Annotated in this window: 16 protein-coding genes; 6 read left to right on the top strand and 10 right to left on the bottom strand. The window is 73.4% G+C overall.

What is annotated here, in order from left to right:
* Positions 1–66: 66 nt before the first annotated feature.
* Complete coding sequence (locus tag ACFYNS_RS01635; RefSeq protein WP_360299828.1) at positions 67–1,248, bottom strand: ROK family transcriptional regulator; 1,182 nt, start codon at positions 1,246–1,248, stop codon at positions 67–69.
* 356 nt (positions 1,249–1,604) lie between these two features.
* A complete protein-coding gene (locus ACFYNS_RS01630; protein WP_388600042.1) occupies positions 1,605–3,812 on the bottom strand; it encodes an ArnT family glycosyltransferase in 2,208 nt (735 codons plus the stop codon).
* A gap of 476 nt (positions 3,813–4,288) precedes the next feature.
* Here ACFYNS_RS01630 and ACFYNS_RS01625 point away from each other — a divergent pair, with 476 nt between their 5' ends.
* Complete coding sequence (locus tag ACFYNS_RS01625) at positions 4,289–4,804, top strand: MarR family winged helix-turn-helix transcriptional regulator (protein WP_388600039.1); 516 nt, start codon at positions 4,289–4,291, stop codon at positions 4,802–4,804.
* Positions 4,805–4,901: 97 nt separating this feature from the next.
* Here ACFYNS_RS01625 and ACFYNS_RS01620 read toward each other — a convergent pair whose 3' ends face one another.
* Genes ACFYNS_RS01620 through ACFYNS_RS01605 form a run of 4 tightly spaced genes read right to left on the bottom strand, consistent with a single transcriptional unit; the run spans position 4,902 to position 7,889 of the window.
* Entirely contained in the window at positions 4,902–5,522 is a 621-nt protein-coding gene (locus tag ACFYNS_RS01620) for an ATP/GTP-binding protein (RefSeq protein WP_388600037.1), read from the bottom strand.
* Positions 5,503–5,856 carry a DUF742 domain-containing protein gene (locus ACFYNS_RS01615; RefSeq protein ID WP_388600034.1) on the bottom strand — a complete coding sequence of 118 codons (354 nt, stop codon included), beginning with the start codon at positions 5,854–5,856 and terminating at the stop codon, positions 5,503–5,505. The genes ACFYNS_RS01620 and ACFYNS_RS01615 overlap by 20 nt, the downstream gene beginning before the upstream one ends.
* Positions 5,853–6,257: a roadblock/LC7 domain-containing protein gene (locus ACFYNS_RS01610; RefSeq protein ID WP_360299816.1), complete on the bottom strand. Its 405-nt coding sequence runs from the start codon at positions 6,255–6,257 to the stop codon at positions 5,853–5,855. Before ACFYNS_RS01610 ends, ACFYNS_RS01615 begins: the two co-directional genes overlap by 4 nt.
* Before the next feature lie 3 nt (positions 6,258–6,260).
* The gene (locus ACFYNS_RS01605) at positions 6,261–7,889 is read right to left on the bottom strand and encodes a sensor histidine kinase (RefSeq protein WP_388600285.1); all 1,629 of its coding nucleotides are present in this window, start codon (positions 7,887–7,889) and stop codon (positions 6,261–6,263) included.
* A 607-nt stretch (positions 7,890–8,496) separates the two neighbouring features.
* On the opposite strand from ACFYNS_RS01605, the gene ACFYNS_RS01600 reads away from it, so the two are divergent.
* A complete protein-coding gene (locus ACFYNS_RS01600) occupies positions 8,497–11,268 on the top strand; it encodes a SpoIIE family protein phosphatase (RefSeq protein WP_360303188.1) in 2,772 nt (923 codons plus the stop codon).
* Positions 11,269–11,289: 21 nt separating this feature from the next.
* On the opposite strand, the gene ACFYNS_RS01595 is transcribed toward ACFYNS_RS01600, so the two are convergent.
* Both ACFYNS_RS01595 and ACFYNS_RS01590 read right to left on the bottom strand, forming a co-directional pair.
* Entirely contained in the window at positions 11,290–11,511 is a 222-nt protein-coding gene (locus ACFYNS_RS01595) for a DUF6126 family protein (RefSeq protein WP_360303190.1), read from the bottom strand.
* 116 nt (positions 11,512–11,627) lie between these two features.
* Complete coding sequence (locus ACFYNS_RS01590) at positions 11,628–12,206, bottom strand: helix-turn-helix domain-containing protein (protein WP_388600031.1); 579 nt, start codon at positions 12,204–12,206, stop codon at positions 11,628–11,630.
* 528 nt (positions 12,207–12,734) lie between these two features.
* Between ACFYNS_RS01590 and ACFYNS_RS01585 the strand changes: the two genes are divergently transcribed.
* Complete coding sequence (locus ACFYNS_RS01585; protein WP_360303832.1) at positions 12,735–13,910, top strand: beta-1,3-glucanase family protein; 1,176 nt, start codon at positions 12,735–12,737, stop codon at positions 13,908–13,910.
* A 190-nt stretch (positions 13,911–14,100) separates the two neighbouring features.
* On the opposite strand, the gene ACFYNS_RS01580 is transcribed toward ACFYNS_RS01585, so the two are convergent.
* A complete protein-coding gene (locus tag ACFYNS_RS01580; RefSeq protein WP_388600029.1) occupies positions 14,101–14,955 on the bottom strand; it encodes a class I SAM-dependent methyltransferase in 855 nt (284 codons plus the stop codon).
* Positions 14,956–15,017: 62 nt separating this feature from the next.
* Positions 15,018–16,067: a methyltransferase gene (locus ACFYNS_RS01575; RefSeq protein WP_360298103.1), complete on the bottom strand. Its 1,050-nt coding sequence runs from the start codon at positions 16,065–16,067 to the stop codon at positions 15,018–15,020.
* A 392-nt stretch (positions 16,068–16,459) separates the two neighbouring features.
* On the opposite strand from ACFYNS_RS01575, the gene ACFYNS_RS01570 reads away from it, so the two are divergent.
* From ACFYNS_RS01570 to ACFYNS_RS01560, 3 genes are all read left to right on the top strand, one after another.
* Positions 16,460–16,963 carry a PhzA/PhzB family protein gene (locus tag ACFYNS_RS01570; protein WP_360298100.1) on the top strand — a complete coding sequence of 168 codons (504 nt, stop codon included), beginning with the start codon at positions 16,460–16,462 and terminating at the stop codon, positions 16,961–16,963.
* 210 nt (positions 16,964–17,173) lie between these two features.
* Positions 17,174–17,809 (top strand): isochorismatase family protein, encoded by a 636-nt coding sequence (locus ACFYNS_RS01565; protein ID WP_388600026.1) that lies wholly within the window; start codon positions 17,174–17,176, stop codon positions 17,807–17,809.
* On the top strand, positions 17,806–19,857 hold the full coding sequence (locus ACFYNS_RS01560) for an anthranilate synthase family protein (RefSeq protein WP_388600024.1): 2,052 nt from the start codon (positions 17,806–17,808) through the stop codon (positions 19,855–19,857). The genes ACFYNS_RS01565 and ACFYNS_RS01560 overlap by 4 nt, the downstream gene beginning before the upstream one ends.
* The last annotated feature ends 89 nt before the right edge of the window (positions 19,858–19,946 follow it).

The following is a 19,946-nucleotide window of genomic DNA, read 5'->3' as shown; positions in this document are numbered from 1 at the left end:
CGCCTCGGTAGAGGTCCGCGCGAAAGAAGGCGGTGGGGGCGGGCCGGTGCGGCCGCCGCACGCTCACTAGCCGGTGTCGAACACGTCGTCACGGGCCCGCGCCAGGGCGGACAGCAGCGCCCCGCCCAGGATCGGGTCGTCCTCCAGCTCGCTCAGCCGCAGCAGCGGACGGGGCAGCGCGAGGCCGGTCAGTTCGCGCTCCACCAGTGCGCGGAGCTCCTCCCCTCCGGTGCGCGGCACGGCGCCGGACAGCACGACCAGACGCGGGTCGAGGACCGCGGCCAGGGCGGCGATCCCGTCGGCCAGCCGGCGCCCGGTCTCGGCCCGCACCCGCGGGTCGGCCAGCGCTTCGGCCAGCGGCGCGCCCTCCGCGAGGCGGCGCACCGCGGGCACCGAGACCAGGCTCTGGAAGCCGCCCCCGGCGTCGGCACCCGCGTACGCGTCCGGGCCGCCCCGGGCGAGCGGAGCACCGGGCAGCGGCATGTAGCCGACCTCGCCAGCCCCGCCCGTCGCCCCGCGCAGCAGGACGCCGTCGACGAAGACGGCGGCGCCGATGCCGTCGTCGACCCACACCAGGACGAAGTCGTCATGGCCCCGGGCCGCGCCCGTGTGCCGTTCCGCCACCGCCGCGAGATTCACGTCGTTCTCGATGGCCACCGGGGCGCCCAGCACCTCGGCGAGCTCGGTGTGCAGGGTGCGGGAGTGCCAGCCGGGCAGGTGCGGTGCGTAGCGCAGCTCGCCCGAGCGGGGGTCGATCGCGCCGGGGGTCCCGATGACGGTGGTGTGCGGGCGGGACCGCTCCGAGCCGGCCTCCCGCAGCGCGCGGTCGACGGCTTCCCCGACCAGCCGCGCGGTCCGGTCGCGGGTCCCTTCGGCCCCCGGATCCGCCGCCACCCGGGCCCGGCCGACGACGGTGCCCGCGATGTCGGCGACCACCGCGGAGACGCCTCGGGGGTCCGCCGCGAGCGCGGCCACCCGGGCGGCCGTCGGGTCGATCTCGTACAGCAGCGCGTCGGGGCCGGGCCTGCCGCGCTCCTTGCTGCGGGTGCGCACCAGACCCGTCTCCGCCAGCCGGCCCAGGAGCTGGGAGGCGGTCGGTTTGGACAGGCCGGTCAGTTCGCTGATCCGGGTGCGGGTGAGCGGGCCGTGTGCCACGAGCAGGTCGAGTGCGGCGCGGTCGTTCATGGCGCGCAGCACGCGTGGGGTGCCCGGAGTACCGGTACCGCTGCGAACGGTCGGTGCGGCCATGGCGGTGCCCTGTCTGTCCGGTCGGCCGTCCCACGGGACCGCGCGGAGGGCCGAGAACGGTTAGGAAAGTTTCCTGTCGATTCCGGGAATCTAGGACTCCCGCAACCGCCCGGTCAATGGGCCGGTCACGAATGCCGTCCGCGGTTCGCGGAAGCCGCGGGCCGGACGGGTCGGGGCGTGCGCGCCGCTCGGCGGCTCCGGCCCACGGCCCGGGCACGCGGGGCCGGCCGGGGCTCCGTGCCCTGCCCCGACCGTGCCCTGCCGCCGACCGTGCCCTCGCCGCGACGCCGGGTGCTGCCGGACAGTCGCGAGCGGCGGGTCGGTTCCGGCGCCGGACCTGCCGCCCGCGGCCGTGGTCACTCCGCTGCCGCCTCCTTCGGCCGGGTGAGGTCGTAGAAGGTGGCGTCGCCTGCCTGCACCTCGGTGTACCTCTCCGCCACCCACGAGCTGATCTGCGCGGAGGTGCCCCGGTCCCCTCCGGGGCCGCCCCGGGAACCGGCGATGAAGTAGTGGATCCGTCCCTGCTCCACGTACTTCTCGAACTGCGCGAGCGTGGGGGAGGGGTCGGTTCCGTTGAAGCCGCCGATCGCCATCACCGGCAGCTCGGTGGAGAGCTGGTAGCTCGCCGCGTTCTGTGAGCCGACGGCGGCCGCCGCCCAGGTGTAGGACCCGGAGTCCGCACGCAGCAGCGCCGCCGCCTGCGCCGAGACCCGGCTGCCGTTGAGCAGCCCGCCCATCCCGCCGCCGGGGCCGCCCCGGCCGCCGCCCTTGCCGCCGCCCCGGCCGGTTCCCTGCCCGGGGCCGCCAGGACCGGGCGGTACACCGCGCCCGGCGTTGGCGCCCTGCCGATTGCTCTTTCCATCGCCCGGGGAGCCCTGCTGCCCGCCGGGTCCCTGCCTGCGTCCCTGCCCGCGGCCCGGTCCTGCGCCCTGGACTTGCCCTTGGCCCGCTCCCGGGATGGGGCGCTCCCTGCCCGGGCCCGGCATGCCCCTGCCACCGCCCCGCATGCCGGGTGGCCCGCCCCGGCTCACCGCGGGGCCCGCCGTGACGATCGAGCCGGCATGCGGCGTACCGACGGTGCTCACCGTGTAGGCCACCGGTCCGGCGACCGCGGCGAGCAGCCCCAGCGCCGCGACCGCGGCGCCCAGGGTGCGGGGCAGCACGGCGGCCGCCAGCAGTCCGCAGGCCGCCGCTGCACCCGCGGCCAGCACTGCCCAGCGCAGCCACGGGAACCAGTCCGGCGCCCGGCCCAGCAGGACGAACGACCAGCCCGCCGTCCCCGCGACCGCCGCCGCCAGGACCGCGTTCCGCAGCGGCCGGCTCGGCACCCGCCACAGCGCGGCGGCCCCCATGGCCACCACGGCTGCGAGATAGGGCGCCAGCGCGACGGTGTAGTACTCGTGGAAGATCCCGGACATGAAGCTGAAGGTCGCAGCCGTGCTCAGCAGCGATCCGCCCCACAGCAGGAACGAGGCCCGCAGCGGATCCGTGCGGGACGCCCTGCCCGCCAGCACCAGCCCCGCGACCAGGAACAGCAGGGCGGCCGGCAGCAGCCACGAGATCTGACCGCCCGCGGTGTCGGCGAACAGCCGCCCCAGGCCCGTCTGCCCCCAGGCACCGCCGCCGCGACCGCCGCCTCCGCCTCCGACGCTGCCCGTCTCGTCGCCGGTCAGCCGGCCGAAGCCGTTGTAGCCGAAGGTCAGCTCCAGGAAGCTGTTCTCCTGCGAGCCGCCGATGTAGGGCCGGGAGGAGGCGGGCCACAGCTCCACGAGGGCGACCCACCAGCCCGCGGTGACCAGGGTGGTCAGCCCGCTGCACAGCAGCTGTCCGATCCGGTTCCGCAGCCGGGTCGGTCCGCAGACCAGGTAGACCAGCGCCGCGACCGGCAGGATCAGCCACGCCTGCAGCGCCTTGGCCAGGAAGCCCGCTCCGAAGCAGGCTCCGGCCAGGACCAGCCACCTGGTGCGGCCGTCCTCCACGGCCCGGCCCATGCACCACAGTGCTGCCACCATGAGCAGGCACAGCAGCGCGTCCGGATTGTTGAAGCGGAACATCAGCGCCGCCACCGGGGTGAGGGCCAGCAGCGCCCCGGCGAGCAGACCGGAGGCGGGCCCGGTGCGGCGGCGCACGGCCGAGTACAGCACGCCGACGGAGGCGACGCCCAGCAGCGCCTGCGGTACCAGGATCTGCCAGGACCCCAGGCCGAAGAGCCGGACGGAGAGGCCCATCGGCCACAGCGCGGCCGGTGGTTTGTCGACGGTGATGGCGTTGCCCGCGTCGAGCGAACCGAACAGGAACGCCTTCCAGCTCGCGCCGCCCGCCTGGGCGGCGGCCGAGTAGAAGGAGTTGGCGTAGCCCGAGGAGCCGAGGCCGTACAGATACAGCACGGCGGTGACCGTCAGCAGCGCCCAGAACGCGGGGGACTCCCAGCGCGGCCGCCCGGCCCGCCGGTGCCGTGCCCGGGCCCGGATCCGCTCGCCGAGGCCGCCCCGGCGCCCGGCGGTGGAGCCGGGGCCGGGGCGCGGCGCCTCCGCCGCGCTGCCGGAAGGATGGAGGGTGGTCATACTGGAGTCCGCCTTCTTTCAGTTCCGTTGTGACGCGAGGGGCGCGTGGCCGCTGCTGCCCGTGCGGCTCGGGACGAGAGGCACGGCCGCTCGGCTCCGCGCCGGGCCGCGGGCCGGAAGGGCCACCGTCCCGTCGGCGGCGAGCCGGGCCGCGTGTCCGGCGGCGCGAGCGGTCGGGTCTCGGCGAGCATGGGTCCGAACCTCGCGAACGGCCCTGTCATCCACCTGTGCTGGACCTGTGCGGCGGCTGTGAGTGCCGCTCCGGCGCCGCGTGTGGCGGGTTCCGGCGTGCCCGCACCGCGCGGGGCGGGTGAGGCGGGTCTGTCCGGGGCGGGTGGGGAAGGATAAACTCGTACCGGCCCTTGACGGCGGCGAGCGAGCCTCGCGGAGCCGGGCGGTAAGAGTGCCGAACTTGTGGAGTGAAACGTGGCTTCGACCCCCGCCCCAGACCGGTTGCGCCGGTGCGGAGCGGCGCAGTGACGGGTGAGCCTCCCGGTGGCCGCAGCAGGTCGGCGCGCGCCGGGACGGCCGGGACGGTGGGGGAGGTCATCGAGCTGCTGGAAGTCCTGTGGGAGCACGGCCGCGACGCGGTCTCCTCCTCCCCGGTCTCCGCCTCCCAACTGCGGGTCCTCTACTGCCTGGACCGGGAGGAGGGGATGAATCTGCGCATGTTGGGGGAGATGCTGGGATCGGCTCCCTCGTCGGTCAGCCGGCTGTGCGACCGTCTCCAGGCGCTCGGCTTCCTGGAGCGGCTGCCCAGTCAGATCAGCCGACGGGAGCTGGAACTGCATCTGACCCACCAGGGCCGCACGTACCTCAGCGATCTGCGGCTCCGCCGCGAGGAAGCGCTGACGGCGACGCTGGAGGCGATGCCGCCCACGGCGCGCACCGTGCTCTACGAAGGGCTCAGGGCGTTCCGGGAGGCGGCCGAGGGCACGGCCCCGCTCGCCCGGCTCACCGCCGTGCGGGAGATCGACGACCGCTCGGCCTGATCCGCTCGCGGACGCCCCGCGCCGGGTGTCGGTGCGGGGCGGCGCACGACCGGCGCGGGGCTCACCGGGGACGGGGCCCGCGGACTCGGCTGCGCCGTCAGCCCGGTTCCGCTGTCAGGGTGTGGTCGCGCAGGTGGTGCATCAGCGAGATGAGGACATCCCGGCTGGATTCGCGGCGCCGGGCGTCGCAGACCACGATCGGCACACTCGTCGGCAGGTCGAGTGCGGACCGCAGCTCCTCGGTCTGGTAACTGGCCGCGTCCGGGAAGGCGTTGACGGCGATGACGAACGGCACCCCCGCCTCCTCCAGCCTTCCGATCACGTCGAAGCTGACCTCCAGCCGCCGGGTGTCGACCAGCACCACGGCACCCAGCGCGCCTTCGAACAGCCCGTTCCACAGGAACCAGAAGCGCTGCTGCCCCGGCGTGCCGAAGAGGTAGAGCACCAGTTCCTCGTTGAGGCTGATCCGGCCGAAGTCCATCGCCACGGTCGTCGCGGACTTGTGTTCGACCCCGGCGAGGTCGTCGATGCCGGTGCTCGCCCGGGTCATCGTCTCCTCGGTCGTCAGCGGCCTGATCTCGCTGACCGAGCGGACCAGCGTCGTCTTGCCGACGCCGAATCCGCCGACGATGACGATCTTTACCGCGGACGAAGCGGAGGAGGGGAGCCGGTCGGCCTCCCGTGGCTCCATGACCGTGTCAGAGCTTTTGGAGTCCATCGATTACCGCCTCAATCAATGCGATGTCGGGAAGAGAGCTGGCGGGTTCGCGTGCCTCGACCCGCCCGTCGGCCAGCAAGTCGTCGAGCAGCACACCGGTCGCACTGGAGGGCAGGGCCAGATACGCGGAGATCTCGGCGACGGAGAGCGGTGAGCGGCAGATCCGCAGAATGGCGGCCAGTTCCGGCTGCATCCCCACCCCGGGCTCCTCCCGCGAGACGATCAGCGTCACCAGGTCGAGCCGGGACCGCGCGGAGTCCGCCTCCCGCCCCCCGGTGATCACATACAGCCGCTCCGGGCCGCTCTCCTCCCAGTCATGGCCGTTTCCGCTCACGGCACCTGCCCGTCGGTCCGTGGCGGGCTGGTCAGATGAGCACCGATGCGGGCCACCAGATCGCGCATGCACTGGCCGACCAGCCCGGCGTCCACCCCCTCGTCCGCGAGTACGGCGAGGTGTGCGCCGGAGCCGGCGGCCATCAGGTACATGAAGCCGCCGCTCACCTCGATCACCACCATCCGCATCCGACCGTCGCTCTGCGGGAACTCGGCGGCCACCGCGCCGGAGAGGCTCTGCAGACCCGAGCCGATCGCCGCGATCCGGTCCGCGGTGTCGACGTCGGTGTCGTACCGGGCCATGCACAGGCCGTCCGAGGACAGCACCACTATGTGACGGGTCTGCGGGACGCTCTCGGCAAGGTCCTTAAGCATCCAGTCCATGTCCGCGCGGTGATCCATCGGCTACTCATCCTTGTCTGACGTGTCGCTGTTGCCGCGAGCCGGGTCCGGCGCCGGTCTGTCGCCGTGCAGCCCGCTGTGGAGTTCGGCCATCCATACGCCGGGTGCGGGTTCCTCGTGTGCGGTGGCAGCGGGGCCCGGGCGCGCCGGGCGCGGGGGTGCTGCTGGTCGTCCGTCTCCGCGCGGCCGGCGGCGCCTGCGCTGCGGCAGGCCGCTCGGCGTCCGCTCGGGCACCTCGTCCTGCTGTCCGTCGGCCGCGGCTCCGGCACCCGGGCCCGCCGCGGCGGCGGTGCCGTCCGGCTCCGGTGCCGCCGGATGCCCCGCGGGAGCGGTTCCGGTACCGGCGGGGGCAGGGGCGGGGGCTGCCGCCTCCCGGCGCGGAACCGTGTCGGCCGCAGCGTGGTGTTCTCCCGGCTCCGACCGCGGTCCGTCGGAGGACAGCGGCCGGAGTCCGGAGGCGGCGCCGATGCCGTGTGCGCGGCCCTCGGCCGGGGCGGTGGTGATGAGGCGCTGCGGCACGGTCAGCACCGCGCGGACGCCCCCGTAGGCGGAGGGCGGCAGCGAGACCTGGAAGTCGCAGGCCTGCGCCAGCCGGCCGACCACGGCCAGCCCCAGCCGCGGCGACTCACCCAGGTCGTTCAGGTCGATACCGGCCCGAGCCTCCTTCAGCATGCGCTCGGCGCGGGCGCGGGCCTCCTCGCTCAGTCCGACCCCGCCGTCCTCGATCTCGACCGCGATGCCCATGTGCACCTCGACGGCGGTGAGATGGACGCGGGTCTTGGGGGGCGAGTAGCGGGTGGCGTTGTCGAGGAGTTCGGCCAGCGCGTGGATCAGCGGTTCGACGGCGGGGCCGACGACGGCCACCTCCGCGACGGAGTGCAGCTCCACCCGCTGGTACTCGAGGATCCGGGACATCGCGCCGCGCAGCACGCTGTACAGCGGGACGGCCCGGTTCCACTGGCGGCCGGGCCGGGCCCCGCCGAGTACGGCGATGCTGTCGGCGAGACGGCCGATGAGCGCGGTGCCGTGGTCGAGCCGGAGGAGGTCGGTGAAGAACTTGGGCTCGTTGCCGTGCCGGTCCTCCATGGTGCGCAGGTCGGTCGCCTGCTGGTGCACGATGGCCTGGACGCGGCGGGCGACGTTGACGACACCGCGCTGTGCAGAGTCGCGCATCGTCTCCTCGGACTGCACGGCTTCCACGACGGAGCGCAGCAGGGCCTCGTGGGCCGCGCGGAACCGGGGGCCGAGTCCGCCGTCGACGGGGTAGGAGCGCAGTACGTCCTGGGAGAACTCGCCCTCCTCCAGCCTCGCCACGGCGCGCGGCAGCACCTCCTCGGCCAGCCGTACGGTGGCGGCCTCCTGCTCCTCCAGGTACCTGCGCAGATCCGCCTCGCGTGCTGCGGCCTCGGCGCGGAAACGTTCCGACTCGGCCCCGCGCCGGACGAGTTCCGCCGTCACGCCCGCGAGAACTGCGGTCGCCACGGCGCCGCACACCAGGACCGCGACGCGGGAGGCGGGCGGGACGAGTGCCGCGCCGAGCACGGTGGCCAGGACCACGAGGACGGTGGGAACCCACCACATCGTTCTGGAAGCGGGCTTTCGACTTCCGGACGACACTTCGCGACGGACCATCAGCACCCTCTCAACAGCATAAGATCGACATCCCGACCAGCGACGCGTGGCACCAGGCGGCACGACTGCCGACCCGCCGTACGCGGAACCCCGTTGCGGGGCAAGGACTCTGGCCGCGGCCTGGTCGTTGTGGCGTCAACTCGCAGAACCTTTCGCAGGATAGCCCTTTCTGATCTTCGTACGCACATGCCGTTCGCATAGTCGGACGAACGGCTCCGTTCCGCTGCCCGGGGCCCACGCGCCCTGAGGTGCGGCCCGCGGGATCGGGGCCGCCCCGGCCGAAGTCGCCGGGTCGGCACCTCCGCGGTGCGTCCTCCGGTTCGGGACCGTGGTGTCGCCCGTCCGCCATGCCCCGGCATGCCGCCCCAGCCGTGCCCCACCGGAGGCAGCAGGGGCCCGGCGGCACGGCACGGTGACCAGCGCCGCCGGACGGAGCCGCCTCTTCCGGCGGATGCGCCCTCCGGCGGATCCCCGGTGCCCTGTGCCGCTCCCCGCCTCGGCGGTTCCGTGCGCTTGGCCGCTCCGGTATGCCTCGCAGGTGTTGCGGTGCCCACGGCCGGGTTGTGCGTCCGCACAATTCAGGGCAAAGGGCGGTAGACCATGCTGCATGACTCAAAAGCGTCCTGGCGGCGGGGAGCGTGGTTCCCGGATTGCGGTGCGGAGTGTTGCCGGGCAGGTTTTCGTACTGCAGCTGGCGATCGTGCTGCTGCTGGTGCTCGCCGCCGCCGCGGGCCTGGCCTGGCAGGCCCGCCTGGCGGACGTCCGCAGCGCCCGGGAGCGCTCCCGGACGTGCGCCGCCACGCTGGCTCTCTCTCCCTCGACCGCCGCGGCCCTGCGCTCGTCCCGTCCGACCGGGAAGCTGCAGCCGGTGAGTGTACGGGCCGGCCGCGAGTGCGGGATCGACTTCGTCGCGGTCCTCGACCGCGGGGGCGTCCGGCTCAGCGACCCCCTACCGAAGCTGATCGGCAAACGGGCCTCGGGCGACTTCAGTCGGGCGCTGGCCGGCCACTCCTACACCGAGCAGTTCGAAGGCCGCCCCCAGGACTCGGTCCGCGCGGTCGCACCCGTGCAGGACCGGGACGGCACGGTGGTCGGGCTGGTCACGGCGGGCGTCGACCTGGCAACCGTCTCGGCCAAGCTGGACCGCGAGCTGCCCTGGGTGGGAGCCGGCGCCGCGGGCGCCCTCCTCCTCGCGACCCTGGGCGCCGGTCTGGTCAGCAGGCGGCTCAACCGCCAGACCCGCGGCCTGGGCCCGGCGGAGGTGACCCGCATGTACGAGCACCACGACGCGGTGCTGCACGCCGTACGGGAGGGTGTGCTCGTCCTGGACGGCGCCGGCCGGCTGGTGCTCGCCAACGACGAGGCGCACCGGCTCCTGCGGCTGCCGGACCACGCGCAGGGGCAGCACATCGACGACCTGCGGCTGGAACCGGGCATCGCAGGGCTGCTGACCTCCGGCCGCTCCGCCAGCGACGAGGTGTACGCGGTCGGCGACCGGATGCTCGCCGTCAACCAGCGCCCCACCGGTTCCGACGGCGGCCCGGCCGGGAGCGTGGCGACCCTGCGGGACACCACCGAACTGCGCGAGGTCGCCGGACAGGCCCAGGTCGCCGCGCAGCGCCTGGAGCTGCTCTACACCGCGGGCCTGCGGATCGGGACCACGCTCGATGTGGTGCGCACCGCCGAGGAACTGACCGAGGTCGCGGTCCCCCGGTTCGCGGACGCGGCCACGGTCGACCTGCTCGAACCGGTCATCGGCGGGCAGGAGCCGCTGCCCGGTCCGTCCGCCGCCGCCGTCCGCCGGGTCGCGCTGCGCTTCGAGGGCGGCGCCGTCCCGCCGCTGCAACCGGTGGACAGCAGCCCCTCGGGCCCGCCCCTCTCGGGCCCCCGGGGGGCCGACGGAAGCGGTGGGGGTGACGGGGACGGGGAGGACACCGGGGGCGGTGGGGGCGACGGGGACGCCGGAGCCGCCGGAGACCTGGCCGAGTCGGTTCTGGAGCCGGATCTGGCCGCCGCGACCGACTGGCGTGCCGCCGATCCCGAGCGTGCCGAGCGCATGCTCCGCGAGGGCTTCCACTCGTTGATCATGGTGCCGCTGCGGGCCCGCGGCACCGTGCTGGGCCGGGCCTGTTTCTGGCGCCGGGACCAGCGCGCGTTCCAGGCCGAGGACCTGGCCTCGGCCGAGGAACTGGTCACGCGCACCGCGGTCTGCGTCGACAACGCCCGGCGCTACGCACGCGAGCACGGTCTCGCCGTCACACTCCAGCGCAGCCTGCTGCCCGGCGGACTGCCCGAACAGAACGCCGTCTCCGCCGCCTACCGCTATCTGCCGGCGCGGGCTGGGGTGGGTGGGGACTGGTTCGACGTCATTCCGCTGCCCGGTGCCCGGGTGGCGCTGGTGGTGGGGGACGTGGTGGGCCACGGGCTGCACGCGGCCGCCACCATGGGGCGGCTGCGCACCGCGGTGCACAACTTCTCCTCCCTGGATCTTCCCCCGGAGGAACTGCTCGCCCATCTGGACGAGTTGGTCACGCGCATCGACCAGGACCCCACGCTCAGCCCGGACACCGCGGCGGTCACCGGAGCGACCGTGCTGTACGCCATCTACGACCCCGCCTCCGGCCGCTGCCAGTTCTCCGGGGCGGGCCATCCACCACCCGCGCTGGCCTACCCGGATGGCACCACCGCCGTCCTGGAAGCCCCCGAGAACCTGCCGCTCGGACTGGGCACCTCGCCGTTCGAGACCCGCACCCTGACGTTGCCCGAAGGCAGCCGGCTGGCGCTGTACACCAACGGGCTGGTCCAGGTCCGCAGCCGCGATCTCGACGAGCGGCTGGAGATGTTGCGCGCCGCGCTCGCGGGCCCCGGACAGGGGCCCGAGGAGACGTGCGGTGCCGTGCTGGAGGCCATGCTGCCCGACCGGACCAGCGAGGACCGCGACGACATCGCGCTGCTCGTCGCCGAGACCCGGCTGCTGCCGTCCTCCCGGATCGCCCGGTGGGAGGTACCCAGCGACCCGGAGGCCGTCGCCCCGGTGCGGGCCGCCTGCGCGGCCCGGCTGGTCGAGTGGGGCCTGGAGGAGACGGCCTTCACCGCGGAGCTCATCCTCAGCGAGCTGATCACCAACGCCATCCGCTACGGCGCGCCCCCCGTCACGGTGCGGCTCCTCTGCGACCGCTATCTGACCTGCGAGGTCTCGGACAGCAGCAGTACCGCACCGCACCTTCGGCGCGCCACCACCGTGGACGAGGGCGGCCGGGGGCTGTTCCTGATCGCGCAGCTCGCCCAGCACTGGGGGACCCGCTACACCGCAGAGGGGAAGACCATCTGGGCCGAGCTGTCGCTGGACGGCGCGCCGTCGGAGGTGCCGCTGGTGTGACGCCGCGCGGGCGCTGGGCGGCTACTTGCTGCCGCCCAGCTCGAAGAGGAGGAACAGGAACCCCGCCAGCAGATGACCGGCCACCACGTACACGAACAGCCGCAGCGCCAGACCGCGCGGGAAGCGGCCGTCGCCGCGCTCCTCGCCCGGTTCGTAGCGGCGCTCGCGCCGGGGAGGCGACTGCCGGGAGGCCGGCGCGGACGCGGGGGACTGCGGTTCCGGTGCCTGCTGGGAGGAGGTCATGGCGGGCCCTTCTGTGCGCACGCGGGAACGGGGAGGGTGCTGCGGTGTGCTGCGGTGGTACGGGGCGGCTGGTGTGCCGGGCGCCCACCCGGCGGCGGGACCGGACGGTCCGCGGCTCAGTGCCGAGGGGTGCCGCCGGGCGCGGCGGGACCGGCGGGACCGGTCACACACAGCTCGGCGGTCGGGGACTGCAGGAGAGTGTGGACGAAGAGCAGGTCCGCGCCGTCGGCCGAGACGGCCTCCAGGCGGTGCGGAGTGAGCGAGTCGAAGTGCGCCGAGTCCCCCGCCGTCAGCGTCTCGGTGACCTGGCCGAGCGTCAGCCGCAGCGCGCCGCGGCGCACATGGATCCACTCCTCGCCCGGATGGACGCGGACGAGGTCCCGCTGCGGTCCGCGCGGCACGTGGACCTGGAGGGCCTGCATCGCCCGTCCGGCCTGTCCCGCCTGCCGGTAGTGCCATCCCCCGGCGTCGACGGTCGGTGTCTCGTCGCTCCGGACGATCGCTTCGGCGGCCGTGGTCGTCTCGCCCAGCAGCTCACCGACGGTCGTGCCGTAGACGCGGGCGAGGGTGAGCAGAAGCGGCAGCGAGGGTTGCCGCTTTCCGGTCTCCAGCCGGGAGAGGTGCGCGGGGGAGAGGCCCGCCCTGCGCGCCGACGCCTCCAGGCTCAGCCCGCTGCGCCGTCTCAGCAGGCGCATGCGGGGTGCGAACGCGGGCGCTTCTCCCGCCTCCGGCCCGGGTGCCCCATCATGGGGAGGGTTCGGACTCATGCTCCGATTAAAGACACCCTTCGCCTGTGAGGCAAAAGTTTTGCCTCACAGGCAAAATAGCGCTCCAGGCCGGCCCCGCGGTGAACCGGGCTCCCGCTCCTCCCGTGGTGACCTGTGAGGACGTCACATCCCCTCGGCACGCCGGGTGGTGGTCGCCGCACGTCTGGGGAGCGACCGGTTTCCGCGAACCCTTGACGAAGGTCCATACCTTCGGCACCGTTCTCTGCCGTGACGTGAGAGCGCTCACCCACCCCCCACACTGAAGGAGCGCATCATGAGTCCGTCGATCACGCCTGTGCGGAACCGCTCCGCACAAAGCAGCCGTCGGCGAAGCCCCTCTCCCGCCGGGGCCCCGGCCGCGTCCACGAGTGCCGCGCACGGCGCCGCACCGCTGGCCGACAACGATGTCGGCCCCGCTGTTCCCCCCACCGCAGCCGTCAACGGAGGTTCTGTCCGATGAGTCCCGTCAGCCGCCGCGCGCTGTTCCGCGGCGCCGCAGCCGCCGCCGTCACCGTCCCCGCCGCCGGGCTCGTCGCACAGCAGGCGACCGCCGGCAGCCTCTTCCGGCCGACCGCCGCCGCCGGACTGTCGTTGAAGATCGTCAACAACAGCGGCGCCTACGACAACGGGTCGATCCACCTCTACATCGTGGGCAACGACGGCACGAACCAGTGCCACGTCACTCCCGAAGGCGAACTCAAGCCGGTGCAGCTGTCCGACAACGGCCCGGACGGCTACACCGACTACGCCATCCCCCTCACCGGCACCGAGACCACGGTCTCGCTGCCCGAGATGTCCGGCCGCATCTATGTCGCCTGCGGCGAGAAGCTCAAGTTCAAGGCCGTCGAGGCCGACACCGGCGCTGCCCTCGCGTACCCCGCCGCCTGGGTCGAGTCCGACCCCAACTACCCGGTCGTGCACGACTGTGCGGAGTTCACGTACAAGGGCGGCGCGATGTACTGCAACACCACCATGGTCGACATGTTCAGTGTGCCGCTGGCCATCGGGCTCAAGGGCGCCAAGCAGCAGACCACCGGCACGCTCAAGCCCGGCGCCCGCGACCGGATCTTCGACTCGGTGCGTTCCGTGGAGGCGTTCTCGCAACTCGTCATCGACGACAAGCGCGTCATAGCCCCGGGCCACGGCCTGGGCGCCGGCCGCTTCGCGGAGGACTACTTCGCGCCGTACATCGACCAGGTCTGGGCCGCCTACCAGAGCAAGGACCTGAAGGTCACCACCAACGCCGGAATGTTCACCGGCCGGGTCGCCGGCGACCGGCTGTCCTTCTCCGGCCCGGCCGAGGTGTCCTTCGGCAAGCCCTCCACCAAGGACGTCCTCTTCTGCGACGGTGCGCTCGCCGCACCCAACGACGGCACCACCGGGCCCGTCGCCGCCATCCTCGGCGCCGCCTTCAACCGCACCACCCTGCTCTCCGCCGCCCACCAGCCCACCACCGACCCCGCCGCCTTCTATCAGGGCGACCTCACGCACCACTACGCCAAGGCCATGCACGCAGCCACGGAGGACGGCAAGGCGTACGGCTTCGCCTTCGACGACGTGGGCGGTTTCGCCTCCTACATCGAGGACGGTGCCGCGACCGAGCTGACGCTCACGCTGACGCCCTTCGGGTGACGGCTGCGGCGGGCGTCCGCGCCTGCCGCCGGTCCGGGGCCGCCCTCCGGTCCGGGGCCGCCCTCCGGGCCGGGGACGGCGCGGAGGGCCCGGCTGTCCGGGGGCACCCGCCCGTTCCGGGTGGGGCCGAGGCGCGGGAGAGCCGCGCCTCGGCGCGGTGCCCCCGCTGTCGCACCGGGGAACCGCGGGCTCAGCGCCGCTCGGCGCACACGAGGAAGATCCTGCGGACGCCGGGGACACCCCGCGGGGAGACCGGGTCCTGCCAGCGGCCGTAGTGGGCGCCCTCGTCCCCGGGCTGGACGACCTCGGCGGTGAAGCGGTGCCTCTCGAAGAGGGCTTCCGGATCGTCGGTGCCGAACCGCCAGGGGCAGCCCCACCGTGCGAAGACATCCAGCTGACCGCGCGCGTGGGCCGAGGTCAGCGCCTCGGCGTTGACCAGATCCCCCGCGACCAGACTGCCGGTGGCGGTGACGGTGCGGATGCGTTGCAGCAACCGATGCACCTCGTCCTCGTGCAGGTAGGGAAGCACGCCCTCCAGGAGCCACACGGAAGGCGCCGTCGCGTCGTAACCGGCCTCTTCCAGACGGCGCTCCCAGCCGGGAGCGGTCAGATCGGCGGCGATCATCCGATGCGCCGCCCGGGGGCGCGCTCCGGCGAGCCGGCGCTGCTTGTAGTCCAGCACCGACGGGCGGTCGATCTCGAAGTAGCGCACCTCCTGTGCCCACTCCAGCCGGAAGGGACGGGAGTCGACCCCGGACGCGGCGGACACGATCTGGGAGTGACGGCCCCGGGAGACGCGTTGCAGGAGGTCGTCGAAGAAGCGGGTGCGGATGGCGTTGACATCGAGGCTGTCGGGCATCGCGCGCCGCCGGTGCGGGGGGAAGGTCGCGCCCCACACCTCGTCCAGCAGTTTCGGCCCCTCGTCGCCGCACAGATCCTGCGCGTACGGGTCCGTGTAGAGCCGGTCCGGGCGTTGGCTCTCCAGCGCACGCATGGCGGCGGTCAGCAGCGCTGTGCGTCCCACCGCGTCCATCGTCTCGGTCATGACGTCCTTTCCGGCTGCCGGCTGCCGGCTGCCGATTTCCGGTGCCGTCGGCGACGGCCCGGTCAACAGCCGTCGGCTACGGCCTCGATGACCGACGCGTGCGCGGAGAGGGTGTCCACCCGGCGCACGGTCAGTCCTGCCCGCGCCAGAAGGTCCTCGTACTCCCGGCGCGTGCGCCCTTTTCCGTTGAGTACGGTCATCATCAGCATGTCGTGGGTCTTGCCGGGATGCGGCTCGTTCCCTTCCGGGATCAGACCGTTGACGACCAGCAGCCGGCCGCCGGCCGGAGCCGCGCGGCCGCATGCGCGCAGGATCCGCACGCACTCCTCGTCCGGCCAGCTGGCCAGCACATGCTTCAGCAGATAGACATCCGCGCCGGCCGGGACCGAGGAGAAGAAGTCGCCGGCCTCCGCCTGCCACCGTCCGGCCAGTTCCGGGACGTCGAGCACGTGCGAGGCGACCACCGGCTCCCGGTCGAACAGGACGCCCGTCACGGTGGGGTTGCGCAGCAGGATCGCCTTCAGCAGCCCGCCGCGCCCGCCGCCCACATCGACCACGCTGCGCACGGAGGAGAAGTCGCAGGCGTCGGCGACATCGTCGCTCAGCGTCTGCGAGAACGCCGCCATGCTGGCGTGGAAGGCCGCCCCCACCTCGGGGTGCGCGGCGAGATGGTCGTAGAAGGGGACGCCGTAGACCTGCTCGAACGCGGTGCCACCGGTACGTACCGCGTCCGGCAGCCGGGCCGCCGGGAGCCAGAAGATGTCCTCTCCGCGCATCATGACGTAGTCGCGCAGCGACCCGTCGATCCCGGTGCGCAACGGTTCGGCGAGCGGGGTGAGGTGGAAGCGGCCGGCCCCGTCCTGGCGGAAGACGCCCTTCGTCGCGAGGAAGCGCAACAGCCGCCGCAGGTGCGGGCCGTGCGCCTGCGCCGACTGGGCGAGCTGCTCCGCGGTGCGCGGGCCGTCGGCCAGGTGGTCGGCGATTCCCAGGCGGGCCGCCGTGTGGAGGGCGGCCGAGTAGAGGTAGCCGAAGGACAGCTCCAGCAACTGGCCGGCCGGGTCCGCTGAAGCCGCCGGGGTGTGCTGGGCGTCCGGACGGGCGGCACTGGTCATCAGCTGGATCCCCTCTCGTCGCGCGGGTCGCATGTCTGCTCGTGCTCGCGCGATGCCGTCTCGACGGTTCGTCCTTCCGGGAATGCCGCGACCGCTGCGGGCGGAGTGGCCGTAGGCCGAGCGCTGCTCGGCCGTGGTGCGGCGTGTGTGGTGTGACGTGTGAGGTGCGGCCTCTCGACGTGGTGCGGTCGGTCCTCGCACGGTTCGGGCCAGTGTGCGGAGGGTGGGTCGTGCGGTGGTCGAGGGGCACATGAGGGGCACCGCGGCGGATCGGGCCCCGCTCGTCGTCGACTGCTCGTCATGCTTACGTCAAGCATCGGACGAGTCCGTTCGCGGACGATCGGCCACTCCGTAACCGCTTCACTCCCACGGGTTCCGCAAGGAGGCATTCCATGGCCGACGCATCCGCCCGTACTGCGGCACAGGGCTTCGCCGACGCGGCCGAGCAGCGCCGCGCCAACCGCGCCACAGTCGAGACGTATCTGGAGTACACCAAGGGCCAGAACCGGCTGCGCCGCCACGAACTGTTCGCCGAGGACGGCAGCGGGGGGCTGTGGACCAACGACACCGGCGCCCCCATCGAGATCACGGGACGCGCCCGCCTGGCCGAGCACGCCGTCTGGTCGCTGAAGTGCTTCCCGGACTGGGAGTGGTACAACATCCAGGTCTTCGAGACGCAGGACCCGCGCTTCTTCTGGGTCGAGTGCGACGGGCACGGGAAGATCAACTTCCCGGGCTATCCGGAGGGGTACTACGAGAACCACTTCCTCCACTCCTTCCGCTTCGACGACCAGGGGAAGATCCTGCAGAACCGGGAGTTCATGAACCCGTTCGAGCAACTGCGCGCGCTCGGCATCCCGGTGCCGACGGTCCGGCGGGACGGCATCCCCACCTGACCGTCCCGCCCGCTCGGGAGCCCCCCGTGAACTCGCCAAGAGTCCCTCGGGGCTTCTGCCCATACCCCACCCACGCCGACGTGATCCTGCACGTCCGCCCGCCCCCACAGGCCGCTTGAGCGCCACCGGTCCACCGCGGGCAACGCCGCCCGGCGCCCCGGCCCGGCAGCCCCGGGGAGTTCCACCGCACGACAGAAAGGCACCGCGCCCATGCCAGGCATCCCGCCCATCGCGTCCTACCCGCTTCCCTCCTCCCACGAGCTGCCGGCCAACACGGTCGACTGGAGCGTGGACCCGGACCGGGCAGTGCTGCTCGTGCACGACATGCAGCGGTACTTCCTGGCGCCGTTCCCCGGCGCCGTGCGCGCGGAACTCCTCGGCAACGCCGGACGGTTGCGCGCACGCTGCGCCGCCCGCGGCGTGCCCGTCGCCTACTCCGTCCAGCCCGGCGCGATGAGCGCCAGGGACCGCGGCCTGCTGAGGGACTTCTGGGGCCCCGGGATGCCCGCTTCGGCCGACGAGCGCCAGGTGGCCGAGGAACTGGCCCCCACCGAGGGCGACTGGCTGCTCACCAAATGGCGCTACAGCGCGTTCTTCCGCTCGCCCCTGCTGCGGCGGATGCGCGAGGCCGGTCGCGACCAGCTCATCCTGTGCGGCGTGTACGCGCACGTGGGTGTGCTGGCGACGGCACTGGAGGCGTACGCGAACGACATCCGGACGTTCCTGGTCGGCGACGCCGTCGCCGACTTCTCGCAGGACCGGCACCGGATGGCCCTCACCTACGCGGCGGAGCGCTGCGCCATGGTCGTCTCCGCCGACCGGCTGCTCGCGGAGGTCGCGCCATGAGCGGCCGGCTGCTCGAGCGGGTGCTCGACGACCCGTCCGCGCCGTTCGCTCTCCTCCACCGGCCGCACCGTGTGCCCGGCACCGGCGCCGACCGCCTTGAGGTCCTCGCCGGGCCGGTCTCCACGCACCCGACGCTGGCGCAGATCCCGCTTGCCGAACCCCCGGACCAAGAGAGCCCCAGCGCCGGGCGGTCCGGCGACACCGCGGCCGCCACGGCACCCGGGAGCGGAGGACACCGCCACGAGACGCTCGTACTCATCCCCTACCGCCAGCTCACCGAACGCGGCTACGCCTGCGTCGACGACGCCACTCCGCTCGTCGCGCTGACGGTCACCGGCCAGGAATCGCTTCCCCTCGCCGAGGCGCTGCCCCGACTGCCGCGCACGGCGACCACACTGGTCAACCAGCACTTCGTCCCCGGAGACGCCGAGTACGCGGACACCGTGCGCCGCATCGTCACCGAGGTGATCGGGCGCGGAGAAGGGGCCAACTTCGTCGTCAGGCGCGACTTCGTCGCCGACCTCACCGACTACTCCGGCGAGCTCGCCCTGGCCTTCTTCCGCCGGCTCCTGGAGAGCGAGTCGGGGGCCTACTGGACCTTCCTGGTGCACACCGGGGAGCGCACGCTGGTGGGGTCGAGTCCGGAGCGGCACATCAGCCTGCGCGACGGCACAGCGGTGATGAACCCGATCAGCGGCACCTACCGTTATCCGGCCGGCGGCCCGGAACTCACCGGGGTCCTGGACTTCCTCGCCGACCGCAAGGAGGCCGAGGAGCTGTACATGGTCGTCGACGAAGAGCTGAAGATGATGGCGCGGGTCTGCGAAGAGGGCGGTCGCCTCGCCGGACCGTACCTGAAGGAGATGGCCCGGCTGGCCCACACCGAGTACTTCATCGAGGGGCACACGGCGCGGGGCGTGCGCGAGATCCTGCGCGAGACGCTGTTCGCGCCGACCGTGACCGGGAGTCCCCTGGAGAGCGCGGCCCGGGTCATCTCCCAGTACGAGCGGCAGGGCCGCGGCTACTACGGCGGCGTCGCGGCCCTGATCGGCCGGGACGCGCGCGGCGGCAGGACGCTGGACTCCGCGATCCTCATCCGGACGGCCGACATCGACGCCACCGGGGAGGTCCGCATCGGCGTCGGTGCCACACTCGTCCGCCACTCGGATCCGGCGTCCGAGGCGGCCGAGACCCGTGCCAAGGCGGCGGGCCTCCTCGCGGCCCTGGAGCCTGGTTCTTCCGGCTCCTTCGCCGCCCATCCGAGCGTGCGCGGTGCGCTGGCCCGGCGCAACGAGCCGCTCGCGGCCTTCTGGCTGGACGCGGCGGCAGCCGGCCCGACACCGGTGCGCGGGCCGCACCCGTCTGGACCGGACGGCGTCCGTCGCTCCGCGGGCGTCCCCGGTCTCCCCGCAGCCCCCGGAGCCGCGGGTCTCGCCGACGCCCACGGCTTCGAGGGTGCTGCCGAGCTGGCCGGCCGGAGCGTCCTGGTCGTCGACATGGAGGACACCTTCACGGCGATGATCGCCCTTCAGCTGCGCGCTCTCGGCCTGCGGGTGAGGGTGCGCCGCTACGACGAGGAGATCGCGTTCGACGCCTGCGACCTGGTGGTGATGGGACCGGGCCCCGGCGACCCCCGGGATCTGGCGTGCCCCAGGATGGCCCGTCTGCATGCGGCGATCGACTTCCTGCTCGAGCGGCAGCGTCCGTTCGTCGCCGTCTGCCTCAGCCACCAGGCCCTCTGCCGCCGGCTCGGATTCCCGCTCTTCCGCCGGGACGCTCCCGACCAGGGGGTGCAGCGGGAGATCGACCTGTTCGGGGTCCGAGAGCGGGTCGGCTTCTACAACACGTTCGCCGCCCACGCCCGGCACGACAAGACGGATGTCGACGGTGTGGGCGTGGTGGAGGCGGCGCGGGATCCCGGGACGCAGGAGATCCACGCGCTGCGCGGGCCGCGGTTCGCGTCGATGCAGTTCCACGCCGAGTCGGTGCTCACCCGGAACGGTCCGCGCATCGTGGGCCGCGCCCTGCAGGCCGCACTCGGGCGGTGATCCGGCACCACGGTCCGGCCGGGATCCGGCACTCGGCTTCCGGCCGGGGCCATCACCTCGGCTTCCGGCCCGGAGCCCGGGCGACACGG

The sequence above is a fragment of the Streptomyces sp. NPDC006925 genome (assembly GCF_042869575.1).
Classification (GTDB): domain Bacteria; phylum Actinomycetota; class Actinomycetes; order Streptomycetales; family Streptomycetaceae; genus Streptomyces.
Note: the sequence above shows the minus strand (reverse complement) of the source record. Positions and strands in the feature narration are given on the sequence as shown.